Origin of the sequence: Pseudomonas sp. NCHU5216, assembly GCF_052156495.1 — a bacterium.
Classification (GTDB): Bacteria; Pseudomonadota; Gammaproteobacteria; order Pseudomonadales; family Pseudomonadaceae; genus Aquipseudomonas.
In genome coordinates this window covers 1-14,053 of sequence record NZ_JBQLIX010000025.1, presented here as the reverse complement: position 1 = coordinate 14,053, position 14,053 = coordinate 1, and the positions used below count along the sequence as shown (strand labels likewise).

The following is a 14,053-nucleotide window of genomic DNA, read 5'->3' as shown; positions in this document are numbered from 1 at the left end:
CTGTAATGGCAGTGCAACCGAGCCCCCCTAAGATCGGCCGCCTGGTGGTGGTCGGCCTGGGGCTGATCGGCGGCTCCTTTGCCAAGGGGTTGCGCGAGCGCGGGTTGTGTCGGGAGGTGGTGGGTGTCGATCTGGATCCGCAGTCGCGCCATCTGGCCGTCGAGCTGGGGGTGGTCGATCGCTGCGAGAGCGATCTGGCTCTGGCCTGTCAGGGCGCCGAGGTGATCCAGCTGGCGGTGCCGATCCTGGCCATGGAGAAGGTGCTGGCCGAGCTGGCCAAGCTGGAGCTGGGCCAGGCGATTCTCACCGACGTCGGTAGCGCCAAGGGCAACGTGGTGCGCGCGGCGCGCACGGCCTTCTTCGGGCGGGCGGTGCGCTTCGTGCCGGGGCACCCCATTGCGGGCTCCGAGCAGAGCGGGGTGGAGGCCTCGAACGGCGAGCTGTTCCGCCGTCACAAGGTCATCCTCACCCCCAGCGAGCACAGCGACGATGCGGCGCTGGAGCTGGTACAGAGCTTGTGGCAAGCCTTGGGCGCGGATGTCGAGCAGATGGACGTGGAGCATCACGATCAGGTGCTCGCGGCCACCAGCCATCTGCCGCACCTGCTGGCCTTCACCCTGGTCGACTCGCTGGCCAAGCGCAGTGAGAATCTGGAAATCTTCCGTTATGCCGCTGGCGGCTTTCGCGACTTCACGCGGATCGCCGGCAGTGACCCGGTGATGTGGCACGATATCTTCCTGGCCAACCGCGAGGCCGTGCTACGCACCCTGGACACCTTTCGCGACGACCTCGACGCCCTGCGCGACGCGGTCGACGCCGGGGACGGGCATCAACTGCTGGGCGTGTTCACCCGCGCTCGTGTTGCCCGCGAACATTTCAGCAAAATTCTGGCCCGCCGGGCCTATGTGGACGCTATGCACTCGACCGATCTGATTTTCCTGGCAAAACCTGGTAGCTCGTTGTCCGGACGTATCCGCGTACCGGGTGACAAATCCATCTCGCACCGCTCGATCATGTTGGGTTCGCTGGCAGAGGGCACCACCGAGGTGGAAGGCTTCCTCGAAGGCGAAGATGCACTGGCCACACTGCAGGCGTTCCGTGACATGGGTGTGGTCATCGAAGGCCCGCAGCATGGCCGCGTGACTATCCATGGTGTCGGTCTGCATGGTCTGAAAGCCCCGGCCGGCCCGCTGTACATGGGCAACTCCGGCACCTCCATGCGCCTGCTTTCCGGCCTGCTGGCCGCGCAGCCGTTCGACACCACCCTGACCGGCGATGCCTCGCTGTCCAAGCGCCCGATGAACCGCGTGGCCAAGCCGCTGCGGGAAATGGGCGCGGTGATCGAGACCGGCGCCGAAGGTCGCCCGCCGCTGAACATCAAAGGTGGTCAGCGTCTGACCGGCATGGCCTATGAAATGCCCATGGCCAGCGCCCAGGTCAAATCCTGCCTGCTGCTGGCGGGGCTGTATGCCGCTGGCCGCACCTCGGTGACCGAGCCGGCGCCGACCCGTGATCACACCGAACGCATGCTGCGTGGCTTCGGCTACCCGGTCAGCGTCGAGGGCAGCACGGCCAGCGTCGAGTCCGGCCACAAGCTGACCGCCACGCGCATCGAAGTGCCGGCCGATATCTCCTCCGCGGCTTTCTTCCTGGTCGCCGCCAGCATTGCCGAAGGCTCCGAACTGGTGCTGGAGCACGTTGGCATCAACCCGACCCGTACCGGCGTGATCGACATTCTCAAGCTGATGGGCGGCGATATCAGCCTGGAAAATCAGCGAGAAGTGGGTGGTGAGCCGGTGGCTGACATCCGTGTGCGCGCCGCCAAACTCAAGGGCATCGACATCCCCGAAGACCTGGTGCCGCTGGCTATCGACGAATTCCCGGTGCTGTTCGTCGCCGCCGCCTGTGCCGAAGGCCGTACCGTACTGCGCGGCGCCGAAGAGCTGCGGGTCAAGGAGTCTGACCGCATCCAGGTGATGGCCGACGGCCTGGTCGCCCTGGGCGTCAAGGCCGAGCCGACCCCGGACGGCATCGTCATCGAAGGCGGCAGCATCGGGGGTGGCGAAGTCTGGGCTCATGGTGACCACCGTATCGCCATGTCCTTCAGCGTCGCCTCGCTGCGCGCCAGTGCGCCGATCCGCATTCACGATTGCGCCAACGTCGCCACGTCCTTCCCCAACTTCCTCGCCCTGGCGGCCGAGGTCGGCATCAATGTGGCAGTAGAGGGCAAGTCATGAACGCTCCGGTAATCACCGTCGACGGGCCGAGCGGATCTGGCAAGGGCACGGTCTGCGCCCTGCTGGCCAAGCAACTGGGCTGGAATCTGCTGGACTCCGGTGCCCTCTATCGTCTGCTGGCCTTCGCCGCCGGCAACCACGGCATCGACCTGACCAACGAAGAGGCGCTCAAGCAACTGGCGGCGCACCTGGATGTGCAATTCACCGACAAGCGCATCGTCCTCGAAGGCGAAGAGGTGACCGACGCCATCCGCAACGAACAGGTGGGGGCGGGGGCGTCCATGGTCGCTTCCCTGCCGGCCGTGCGCGAAGCGCTGCTGCAGCGTCAGCGCGCCTTCCGGGAAATGCCGGGCCTGGTGGCCGATGGGCGGGACATGGGCACCGTGGTGTTCAGCGACGCGCCACTCAAGGTTTTCCTCACCGCCAGCGCCGAGGAACGTGCCCGTCGCCGCTACCTGCAGTTGAAGGGCAAGGGCGATGATGTTAATCTCGCGAGTCTTCTTGATGAGATACGGGCGCGTGACGAGCGCGATACCCAGCGCGCGGTGGCGCCACTCAAGCCAGCAGCCGATGCGCTGGTGCTGGATTCCACCGAACTTTCCATCGAGCAGGTGCTGGAACGAATTCTGAGCGAGGTCGCCGCGCGCGATCTCGCCGGATAAAAGAACCCTCAGGGGTTCACCAGAACCACGGTTGCCTTAAACCGACAGGTTCGCAAGGAGGCATGCGGGAGACCAGTCCTAGTCCCGCAGGCCTCTTTTTACATGAACGAACCCACATTGTCTGGAGTGTGGTTTGGGCGAATCCCCGCCCTTGATCAACAGGAATCAACATGAGCGAAAGCTTTGCAGAACTTTTTGAAGAAAGCCTGAAATCCCTCGACATGCAGCCGGGTGCCATCATCACCGGCATCGTGGTCGACATCGACGGTGACTGGGTTACCGTACACGCCGGCCTGAAGTCCGAGGGCGTCATCCCGCTCGACCAGTTCTTCAACGAACAAGGCGAGCTGACCATCAAGGTCGGTGACGAAGTCCACGTCGCGCTGGACGCGGTTGAAGATGGCTTCGGTGAAACCAAGCTGTCCCGCGAGAAAGCCAAGCGCGCTGAATCCTGGCTGGTTCTGGAAGCTGCGTTCAACGCTGAAGAAGTGGTCAAGGGCGTCATCAACGGTAAGGTCAAAGGCGGCTTCACCGTTGACGTCAACGGCATCCGCGCGTTCCTGCCGGGTTCCCTGGTCGATGTCCGTCCGGTGCGTGATACCACTCACCTGGAAGGCAAAGAGCTGGAGTTCAAGGTCATCAAGCTGGACCAGAAGCGCAACAACGTTGTCGTTTCCCGTCGCAGCGTCCTGGAAGCCGAGAACAGCGCCGAGCGCGAAGCTCTGCTGGAATCCCTGCAGGAAGGCCAGCAAGTCAAAGGTATCGTCAAGAACCTCACCGACTACGGTGCGTTCGTTGACCTGGGCGGCGTAGACGGCCTGCTGCACATCACCGACATGGCTTGGAAGCGCATCAAGCACCCGTCCGAGATCGTCAACGTTGGCGACGAGATTGACGTCAAGGTTCTCAAGTACGACCGCGAGCGCAACCGCGTATCCCTGGGCCTGAAGCAACTGGGCGAAGACCCATGGGTTGCCATCAAGGCTCGTTACCCGGAAAACACCCGCGTCATGGCGCGCGTCACCAACCTCACCGACTACGGCTGCTTCGCCGAGCTGGAAGAAGGTGTGGAAGGTCTGGTGCACGTTTCCGAAATGGACTGGACCAACAAGAACATCCACCCGTCGAAGGTCGTCAACGTCGGCGACGAAGTGGAAGTCATGGTTCTGGACATCGACGAAGAGCGTCGTCGTATCTCCCTGGGTATCAAGCAGTGCAAGACCAACCCGTGGGAAGACTTCTCCGGTCAGTTCAACAAGGGTGACAAGATCTCCGGCACCATCAAGTCGATCACCGATTTCGGTATCTTCATCGGCCTGGACGGCGGCATCGACGGTCTGGTTCACCTGTCCGACATCTCCTGGAACGAGCCGGGCGAAGAAGCCGTCCGTCGCTTCAAGAAGGGCGACGAGCTGGAAACCGTCATCCTGTCGGTTGACCCGGAGCGTGAGCGTATCTCCCTGGGCATCAAGCAACTGGAAGACGATCCGTTCAGCAACTACGTTTCCCTGAACGACAAAGGCAGCATCGTGCGCGGCACCGTCAAGGAAGTCGACGCCAAGGGCGCCATCATCGACCTGGGCAACGAGATCGAAGCGACTCTGAAAGCCTCCGAAATCAGCCGTGACCGCGTCGAAGACGCGCGCAACGTGCTGAAAGAAGGCGACGAAGTAGAAGCCAAGATCATCAGCGTCGACCGCAAGTCCCGCGTCATCAGCCTGTCCATCAAGTCGAAAGACGTCGAGGACGAGAAGGACGCGATGAAGGAACTGCGTAACAAGCAGGACGTTGAAAGCACCGGCCCGACCACCATTGGTGATCTGATCCGTGCTCAGATGGAAAGCCAGAACTAAGTTCGGCTGATTCATCGAAGAAAAGGGCGGCCTTCGGGTCGCCCTTTTTCGTTTCTGCGGATTCGCTTGCCGCATTGCCAATGACGCACCTCGCCGGCAAATGCTGGCAAACTTGCGGTTCGTTTTCTCAGGAGTCAGACAGTCGATGCCCGCCAGCCCGGAATTGTCCCCCGGCCTCATCGTCATCCACGGTAACCATCTGGAGGAGCTGCGTGCGCTCTCGGTGGCCTGGATGCGCCGCTATCCCCTGCGGCCGCTGGAGAACGAGGTGCTGTTGGTGCAGAGCAACGGTATCGCACAGTGGCTCAAGCTGGCCCTGGCCGAGAACGACGGCTGTGGCATCGCCGCTGCACAGCAGGTGGAGCTGCCGGCGCGTTTTCTCTGGCAGGCCTATCGCAGTGTATTGGGCAAGGAGGCGATTCCTGCGCAGTCGCCGCTGGACAAGGCGCCGTTGACCTGGCGCCTGATGCGCCTGCTGCCGGGGCTGCTGGCCGAGGAGGCCTTCGCGCCGTTGCGGCGCTTTCTGGCTGACGATCAGGACTTGCGCAAGCGCTATCAGTTGGCCGAGCGCCTGGCCGATCTGTTCGACCAGTATCAGGTCTATCGCGCCGATTGGCTGGAGGATTGGGCCAACGGGCAGGATCGCCTGCGCACCTCACGCGGCGGTGAGCGCCCACTGGATCAGGCCTCGCTCTGGCAGCCTGCCTTGTGGCGGGCGCTGCTGGCCGATGTCGGGCCGCAGCACCTGGCCGAGAGCCGCGCTGGCGTGCATCCGCGTTTCGTCGCTCACTTGGCCGAGTTGGATAGCCGGCCAGCCGGCCTGCCACGGCGGGTCACGGTGTTCGGCATTTCCTCGCTGCCGGCGCAGATGCTCGAAGCGCTGGCGGCCATGGCGCGCTTCAGTCAGGTGCTGCTCTTCGTGCACAACCCCTGTCAGCATCACTGGGGCGATATCGTCGAAGACAAGGATCTGTTGCGTCATCAGTACCGCCGCCAGCGACGCAAGGGCAACCCTACCGGGCAGATAGGCCTGTTCGACGAAGTGGAAATGCACCAGCACGCTCAGCCGTTGCTGGCCGCGTGGGGCAAGCAGGGGCGTGATTACATCAACCTGCTGGATCAGTACGACGAGCCGCAGCGTTACCGTGAGCAGTTCGAGCGCATCGACCTGTTCAGCCCACCAGCGGACGACTGCCTGCTGGGCCAGTTGCAGCACGATATCCTCGATCTGCGCACGCTGGCGGAAAGCCGCAGCACCTGGCCGCCGGTGCAGCCCGAGCAGGATCAGTCGCTGCGTTTCCATGTGGCGCACAGCGCGCAGCGCGAAGTGGAGGTGCTGCACGACCAGTTGCTGGCCCGTTTCAGTGCCGACCCGAGCCTGCGTCCGCGCGACGTGATCGTCATGGTGCCGGACGTCAACGCCTATGCGCCGCATATCCAGGCGGTGTTCGGCCAGTTCGCCAGCGACGACCCGCGCTTCATTCCCTTTACCCTGGCCGACCAGGGATTGCGCGGCAAGGAGCCGCTGGTGATCGCCCTGGAGCACCTGCTGCGTCTGCCGGAGAGCCGCTTCAGCGTCAGCGAGATTCTCGACCTGCTGGATGTCGCCGCGCTGCGCGCCCGTTTCGCCATCAGTGAGGAGCAACTGCCCACCCTGCGCCGCTGGCTGGAAGGCGCCGGTATCCGCTGGGGGCTCGATGCCCGGCAGCGCGAGGCCCTCGGTGTCGGCCAGGGGCTGGAGCAGAACACCTGGCGTTTCGGCCTGCGGCGCATGCTCATGGGCTATGCGGTGGGGCGCGGCGAAGCCTATGCCGATATCGAGCCCTTCGATGAGATCGGCGGGCTCGATGCCGCCTTGATCGGCCCGCTCGACCGCTTGCTCGATGCCCTAGAGCGTTTGCTGCAAGCCTTGCACGAGCCAGCGACCCCGCTGCTCTGGGGGCAGCGCTTGCGCGACCTGCTGGAGCAGTTCTTCCTCGCCCAGGACGAGCGTGACGAGGTGTTGCGCAACCAGTTGCTGGAAGCCCTCGACACCTGGCTGGAACTCTGCGACGGTGCTGGGCTGGAGGAGGCTCTGCCGCTGGCGGTGGTGCGCGAAGCCTGGCTCGGCGGCCTCGATCAGGGGCGGCTCAGCCAGCGTTTTCTCGCCGGTGCGGTGAACTTCTGCACCCTGATGCCCATGCGCGCGATCCCCTTCCGCCAGGTCTGCCTGCTGGGCATGAACGATGGCGACTACCCGCGCAGCCAGGCGCCGCTGGACTTCGACCTGATGGCCGGCGACTACCGCCCAGGCGACCGCTCGCGGCGTGAGGACGACCGTTACCTGCTGTTGGAGGCGTTGCTCGCCGCTCGCGATCATCTCTATATAAGCTGGGTCGGGCGTAGCGTGCGCGACAACAGCGAGCGGCCACCCTCGGTATTGATCGGCCAATTGCGCGATCACCTGGCCAACGCCTGGAGCCTGGTCGGCGGTGGTGACCTGCTGCACGCATTGACCACCGAGCACCCCTTGCAGCCGTTCAGCCGGCGCTACTTTGGCGCCGATCCGCAGCTCTTCAGCTATGCCCATGAGTGGGCCGCCCTGCATGGGCAGGCGCCGCAGGCGCTGGACGAGACGGTTTTGCCGGTGTGGGAGGAGGGGCGCAGCCTGACCCCCGAGCTGTTGCAGAGCTTTCTGCGCGACCCGATTCGATGCCTGTTCAGTCGCCGCCTCAAGGTGCATCTGGACGAGCAGGCGCAGCCTCGTTTGGACAGCGAACCCTTCGCCCTGGACGGCCTGGCGCGTTACCAGTTGCAGGAGCGCCTGCTCAAGGCGGCCTTGTTGGCGGACGACGAAGCGCCCGAGCAGGCACTGACCCGTGCCGCCGAACGTCTGCGCCGCAGTGGCGTGCTGCCCCTGGCCGGTTTTGGCGAGCAATACCGTCAGGCCTTGCTGGCACCTTTGCCAGCGCAGGTGCAGCGTTACCGGATGCTGCGTAACGCTTGGCCGGGGCTGATCGACTCACCCCTGGCGTTGCATTACGAGCAGGGTGATGTACGGCTCGAGGGCTGGTTGAGTGGCCTGCGCCGTGGCCGCGATGGCACGCTGGCCAGCTTGCAGATGCTGCCTGGGGCGCTGGCCAAGGACGGCGCTTGGAAGTGGCACCGCCTGCTGCGACCCTATGTGCTGCACCTGATTGCCTCGGCCTGCGAACAGCCGCTGACCACCCTGCTGGTGGGCGAGGATCAGGCGCTGGCCTTCGACCCGGTGCCGCTCGAACGTGCCCGCGAGGTGCTCGGTACATGGCTGCAGGCCTGGGTCGAGGGCATGTGCGCGCCGCTGCCGTTGGCCCTGAAAACTTCTCTGGTCTGGTTGCTCGACGGCAACGAGGACAAGGCGCGCAGCGCCTACGAGGGCGCCTTCAAGCAGACCGGAGAGGTTCAGGCCAATGCCTGCCTGGCCCGACAGTTCCCGGATTATGCCGCCTTGACCGCTGATGGCGGCTTTGCCGAATGGAGCGAGCGTCTCTATCGACCCTTGCTCGACAGTGCGCCGCGTTCGCTCGGGGAGGTGACGCCATGAGTGCCGCCCAGCGACCTCTGGCCCTGCGTTTTCCCCTGCATGGCAGCCGCCTGATCGAGGCCAGCGCCGGCACGGGCAAGACCTACACCATTTCCGCCTTGTACTTGCGCCTGATTCTGCGCCACGGTGGCGAGGCGGCTTTCGCCGAGCCGCTGCTGCCGCCACAGATTCTGGTGGTGACCTTTACCGATGCCGCCACCCGCGAGCTGCGCGACCGCATCCGCGCCCGGCTGGTGGAGGCGGCAGCGGTTTTTCGCGGCGATCGCCAAGGTGATGCCTTGCTGGCGACGCTGCGCGATGACTTCCCTGAGGCACAGTGGCCCGATTGCGCGCGGCGCCTGGAGCTGGCCGCGCAATGGATGGACGAGGCGGCGGTGTCCACCATCCACGGCTGGTGCCAGCGCATGCTGCGCGAACATGCCTTCGACAGCGGCAGCCTGTTCAGCCAGACCCTGGAAACCGACCACAGCGAACTGCTCGCCGAAGTGGTGCGCGATTACTGGCGGCAGCATTGCTACCCCTTGCAGGGCGCTGCGCTGAGCTGGGTGGCGCAGCAGTGGGGCACGCCGGATGCTCTGGGTGAGCGGCTGCGGCCGTTGCTGGGCGAGGCGGATCAGGCCCAGGGGCAGTCGCTGAGGGAATTGCTCGAGCAGGCCTTGGCCGAGCGTGAAAGCGAACTGGCCACACTCAAAGCACCCTGGGCGAAGTGGGCCGATGAACTGCAACTGCTGCTGGACAAGGCCGTTGCCGACAAACAGGTGGACGCGCGCAAGATCCAGGCGCGCTACTACAACCCCTGGCTGCTCAAGCTGCGCGAATGGGCGAGCAGCGAAGAGGCTGCGCTCGATCTGGGCACCGGCTTCAAGCGCCTGACCCCCGATGGTCTGGCCGAAGCCTGGAAGGGCAATGCACCGCAGCATCCGGCGCTGGTCGCCATGGCCGAACTGGAAGCACGCCTGGCGGCGCTCAGTGAACCGAGCGAACCGGCGTTGCGGCAGGCCGCTGCCTGGGTACAAGCGCGGTTCGACTGGGAAAAACGCCAGCGTGCGGAAATGGGCTTCGACGACATGCTCAGCCGGCTCGATGCCGCGCTGCAAGGGGAAAACGGCTCGCGCTTGGCCGAGGTCATTCGCCGCCAGTTCCCGGTGGCGATGATCGACGAATTCCAGGACACCGACCCGCTGCAATACCGCATCTTCGACACCCTCTATCAGGTCGAGGCCAACCGCGACGATTGCGGCCTGTTCATGATCGGCGACCCCAAGCAGGCCATCTATGCCTTCCGCGGCGCCGACATCCATACCTATCTGCGTGCACGCCGCGCCACCCAGGGCCGCCACTACAACCTGGAAACCAACTTCCGCTCCAGTCAGGCCATGGTGGAGGCGGTCAATGCCCTGTTCCTGGCGGCCGAACAGCGCGAGGGCGGGGCGGGCGCCTTCCTCCTGCGTGACGATCTGCCGTTCATCGCGGTAGGCGCCCAGGGGCGCAAGGAATGCTGGACGGCGCAGGGGCAGAGCCAGCCGGCACTGACGGTGTGGCATCTGCACAGCGACGAGCCGCTGTCGAAGAAGGCCTATGTGGAGACCATGGCCGCCTCCGCAGCCAGCGAAATCACTGCGTTGCTCAACCAGGGACAACGTGACCAGGCCGGTTTCCTCCGAGGCGACGAGCTGAAAGCCCTGCAGCCCAGCGATATCGCCGTGCTGGTACGCGACTTCAGCGAGGCCCAGGCGATCCGTGGCGAGCTGGCCGCCCGTGGCGTGCGCAGCGTCTATCTGTCGGACAAGGACTCGGTGTTCGCCGCTCAGGAGGCGCGTGACCTGCTGCTGTGGCTGCGCGCCTGCGCCGAGCCGGATCAGGATCGACCCTTGCGCGCCGCCCTGGCCAGCGCCACCTTGGGCCTGCAGTTGCAGGAACTGGAAGGGCTCAACCTCGACGAGCGCACCTGGGAGCGGCGCGTCATGCAGTTCCGCGCCTATCGTCAGTGCTGGCAGCGCCAGGGTGTGCTGCCGATGTTGCGCCAGTTGCTGCAGGACTTCGCTCTGCCGCAGCGCCTGATGGGCCGCGACGATGGTGAGCGGGTGCTGACCAATCTGCTGCACCTGGCCGAGTTGCTGCAGCAGGCCGCCAGCGAACTGGATGGCGAGCAGGCGCTGATTCGTCATCTCGGTGAACTGCTGGCCGGTGCGGGGCAGGGTGCCGATGAGCAGGTGCTGCGCCTGGAAAGCGACGAGGCGCTGGTGCGGGTGGTGACCATCCACAAGTCCAAGGGCCTGGAGTACCCGCTGGTATTCCTGCCCTTCATCTGTGGCTTCCGCCCGCTGGACGAGAAGAAACCCCTGCTGGTGCAGGACGGCGAGCGACGACACCTGCTGCTCAAGGCAGACGAAGCGGCGCTGGAACGTGCCGAGCGTGAACGCCTCGGCGAGGATCTGCGTCTGCTCTACGTGGCGCTCACTCGCGCGCGGCATGCCTGTTGGCTCGGCGTGGCGGATCTGAAAATCGGCAACGCCAGGAAGTCGCGGTTGCATCAGTCCGCACTGGGTTATCTGTTGGGTGGCGGTGAGGCCCTGGCGCAGAGCGCCGATCTCGGGTGTTGGCTGGAGCGTTTCGAGCAGGCGCCCGGCAGTGCGCTGCTGCCGTTGCCCGAGGCCCGCGACGAGCGTTATCAGCCGCTGGCAGCGGCGGCGTTCCAGGCTCATTGGCGCACGCCATCGCGGCGCGCGGCCGAGCATTGGTGGATCGCTTCCTACAGTGCGCTACGCCTGGAAGAGGGGGAGGCGGCGCATGTGCAGCGCCATGAAGATGCTGCACCCGACAGCGCCGCCATGCAGAATGCCAGCGATGACGAGCCGGCCATGCAGTTAGCGCAACCCTTGCCGGTTGCGGCGCAGGGGTTGCATCGTTTCCCCCGTGGGCCGAACCCCGGTACTTTCCTCCATGGTCTGCTGGAGCTGGCAGCCAGCGAGGGCTTCGCCCAGATGCTCGATCAGCCGCAGACGCTGCGCGATCTGCTGGCCAGGCGTTGCCAGCGACGTGGCCTCGAAGCCTGGATCGAACCGCTGCAGGACTGGTTGCTGGCACTGCTGCAGCAACCTTTGAAGCTGGACGGCGAAGACTCGGTTAGCCTGGCGCAACTGGGTGAATACCAGGCTGAGCTGGAGTTCTGGTTCGAGGCGCGCCAGGTGGATGTGCAGCGCCTGGATACCCTGGTGCAGCACTTCGAGTTGCCCGGCCAGGCCAGGCAAGCGCTGCGTGCCGACCGCCTCAACGGCATGTTCAAAGGCTTCATCGACCTGACCTTCGAGTACGGAGGGCGCTATTACGTGCTCGATTACAAATCCAACTGGCTGGGCGGCGACGAACAGGCCTACACCCAGGCCGCCATGACCGACGCCGTGCTCGAGCATCGCTACGACCTGCAATACGTCCTCTATGTGCTGGCCCTGCACCGGCAGTTGCGCCTGCGCCTGCCGGACTATGACTATGACCGGCACCTGGGTGGTGTGCTCTATCTGTTTCTGCGTGCTCCGGCCAGCGGGCAGTACCTGGCCCGCCCGGCACGTGAGCTGATCGAGCAACTCGATGCGCTGTTTCTCGGCACGGCCGAGGAGGTGCGTGTATGAACAAGGCGCTGGATTCGCGCGAAGCACTCTTCACCTTGCTGGCAAGCTGGAGTGAGCGCGGCTGGTTGCGTGAGCTGGATCGCTCGTTGGCGGAGTTCTTCGCCGAGCTGGATGAGTCGGCTGCGCCGCTGCTGTTGTTGGCCACTGCATTGGCCAGTCACCAATTGGGGCAGGGGCATGTTTGCCTGGATCTGGCGGCGACACTGAGCGACCCGGACTTCGCCCTTTCGCTACCGCCGGAGGGCGAGGAGGCCGAGCAGACCGTGCTGTTGCCCTCCCAGGTATTGCAGGCGGTGACGCTGCAAGCCTGGATCGACGCCTGCCGAAGCAGCACCTTGCTGGCAGAGGATGCTGCGGCGCCATTGGTATTGCAGGGCAACTGCCTCTATCTGCGGCGCTACTGGGATTACGAGCAACGTGTTGCTGCACATATTCGCCAGCGCTTGCTCATGCCGGCTCAGGAGCCCGCGCAACTGGGTGCGCGCCTGGCCCGGTTGTTCCCCGAGCCTCTGCTGGTGGCAGGCGAGCGCCTCACCGATTGGCAGAAACTGGCCTGTGCCCTGGCGGCGCGCGGGCATTTCACCCTGGTCACCGGCGGGCCGGGTACCGGCAAGACCACCACGGTGGTGCGTCTGCTGGCGTTGTTGCAGGAAGCGGCGATGGCCGAGGGGACGGCGCTGCGCCTGAGCCTGGCGGCGCCCACTGGCAAGGCAGCAGCGCGCCTGACCGAGTCGATTGGCGCTCAGGTGGCGTCCTTGCCGCTGGACGAGGCGATCAAGCGGCAAATTCCCACCACAGTGACCACCTTGCACCGCCTGCTCGGCAGCCTGCCGGACAGCCGTCACTTCCGTCACGATGCCAGCAACCCGCTGCCGCTGGATGTGCTGGTGGTGGACGAAGCTTCGATGATCGATCTGGAGATGATGGCCAATCTGCTCGATGCGCTGCCGGTGCATGCGCGTCTGATCCTGTTGGGCGACAAGGATCAACTCGCCTCGGTAGAAGCCGGCGCCGTGCTCGGTGATCTCTGCCGGGATGCCGAGCAGGGGGGCTACAGTACGCAGACGCTGGCCTGGCTCGAGTCGCGCACGCAAGAGCCCTTGCCTGAAGGTAGTCTGAGTCAAGGTGAGCAGCCATTGGCGCAGCATATCGTCATGCTGCGCCACTCCCGACGCTTCGACAGTCGCTCGGGCATCGGTCAGTTGGCCCTGGCGGTCAATGGCGGTGATGTGGCCCGCGCCAAAACGGTATTGACGGGGGCATACGCCGACCTGCATCAGCTACTGTTGGTCGGCGAGCAGGACAGAGCGCTAGAGCGCTTGCTGCTCAAGGGCGTTGGTCAGCAGGCGCAGGGCTACCAGCACTACCTGCGGGTGCTACATCAGCAACGGCCGGCACTCGAGGCGGCGGACGCCCAGTGGGACGCATGGGCGGCGGCGGTTCTTGCCGCTTTTGATCGCTTTCGCTTGCTGTGTGCCGTGCGCAAGGGGCGCTGGGGCGTGGAGGCGATGAATCAACGCATCGCTCAGGCGTTGCAGGATGCCGGTTTGCTGGAAGCCGATCAGCTCTGGTACGAAGGCCGGCCCGTGCTGGTGACGCGCAATGATTACAGCCTGGGCCTGATGAATGGCGATATCGGCATCGCGTTGAAGCTGCCGGACGAGGAGGGCGGGCAAAGACGCCAGGTGCTGCGTGTGGTCTTCCCGCGTAATGACGGCAGTGGCGAGCTTCGGCATATCCTGCCCAGCCGGCTGAACGCCGTGGAGAGCGTATTCGCCATGACGGTGCACAAGTCCCAGGGCTCGGAGTTCGAGCATTGCGCGCTGTTGATACCTGACACACTCAATCCCGTGCTGACCAAGGAGCTGCTCTATACCGGCATCACCCGCGCCAGGAACTGGTTCAGCCTGATCGAAAGCCGCGCCGGTATCTTCGAGCAAGCGATGCAGCGCCGCGTCGAGCGCCGCAGTGGTCTGCGCGAGGCGCTCGAGGCGTCCAAGTAACAAAACTGCAAAATAAGCTTGACGCGCATGCTGCTGGATGTAGAATGCGCGCCACTTCAGCGATGAAGCGCTTCAAAAACTTCTTATTAATCAATGAGTTAAGTTAA

The 14,053-nt window shown here is 64.7% G+C and carries 6 protein-coding genes; all 6 read left to right on the top strand.

Going from position 1 to position 14,053, the window contains the following annotated elements:
* Window positions 1-5: 5 nt before the first annotated feature.
* The 6 genes from ACSVIK_RS17110 to recD all read left to right on the top strand — a co-directional run bounded on the left by ACSVIK_RS17110 (window position 6) and on the right by recD (window position 13,946).
* Window positions 6-2,237, top strand: a complete 2,232-nt coding sequence (locus ACSVIK_RS17110) for a bifunctional prephenate dehydrogenase/3-phosphoshikimate 1-carboxyvinyltransferase (protein WP_442445495.1) — start codon at window positions 6-8, stop codon at window positions 2,235-2,237.
* Window positions 2,234-2,899: a (d)CMP kinase gene (gene cmk, locus ACSVIK_RS17105; protein WP_442445450.1), complete on the top strand. Its 666-nt coding sequence runs from the start codon at window positions 2,234-2,236 to the stop codon at window positions 2,897-2,899. The genes ACSVIK_RS17110 and cmk overlap by 4 nt, the downstream gene beginning before the upstream one ends.
* A 170-nt stretch (window positions 2,900-3,069) precedes the next feature.
* Entirely contained in the window at window positions 3,070-4,752 is a 1,683-nt protein-coding gene (gene rpsA / locus ACSVIK_RS17100; protein ID WP_268177900.1) for a 30S ribosomal protein S1, read from the top strand.
* Between the two features lie 145 nt (window positions 4,753-4,897).
* On the top strand, window positions 4,898-8,314 hold the full coding sequence (recC, locus tag ACSVIK_RS17095) for an exodeoxyribonuclease V subunit gamma (protein WP_442445449.1): 3,417 nt from the start codon (window positions 4,898-4,900) through the stop codon (window positions 8,312-8,314).
* Window positions 8,311-11,943 carry an exodeoxyribonuclease V subunit beta gene (gene recB, locus ACSVIK_RS17090; RefSeq protein ID WP_442445448.1) on the top strand — a complete coding sequence of 1,211 codons (3,633 nt, stop codon included), beginning with the start codon at window positions 8,311-8,313 and terminating at the stop codon, window positions 11,941-11,943. Before recC ends, recB begins: the two co-directional genes overlap by 4 nt.
* Window positions 11,940-13,946 (top strand): exodeoxyribonuclease V subunit alpha, encoded by a 2,007-nt coding sequence (recD, locus tag ACSVIK_RS17085; protein ID WP_442445447.1) that lies wholly within the window; start codon window positions 11,940-11,942, stop codon window positions 13,944-13,946. Before recB ends, recD begins: the two co-directional genes overlap by 4 nt.
* The last annotated feature ends 107 nt before the right edge of the window (window positions 13,947-14,053 follow it).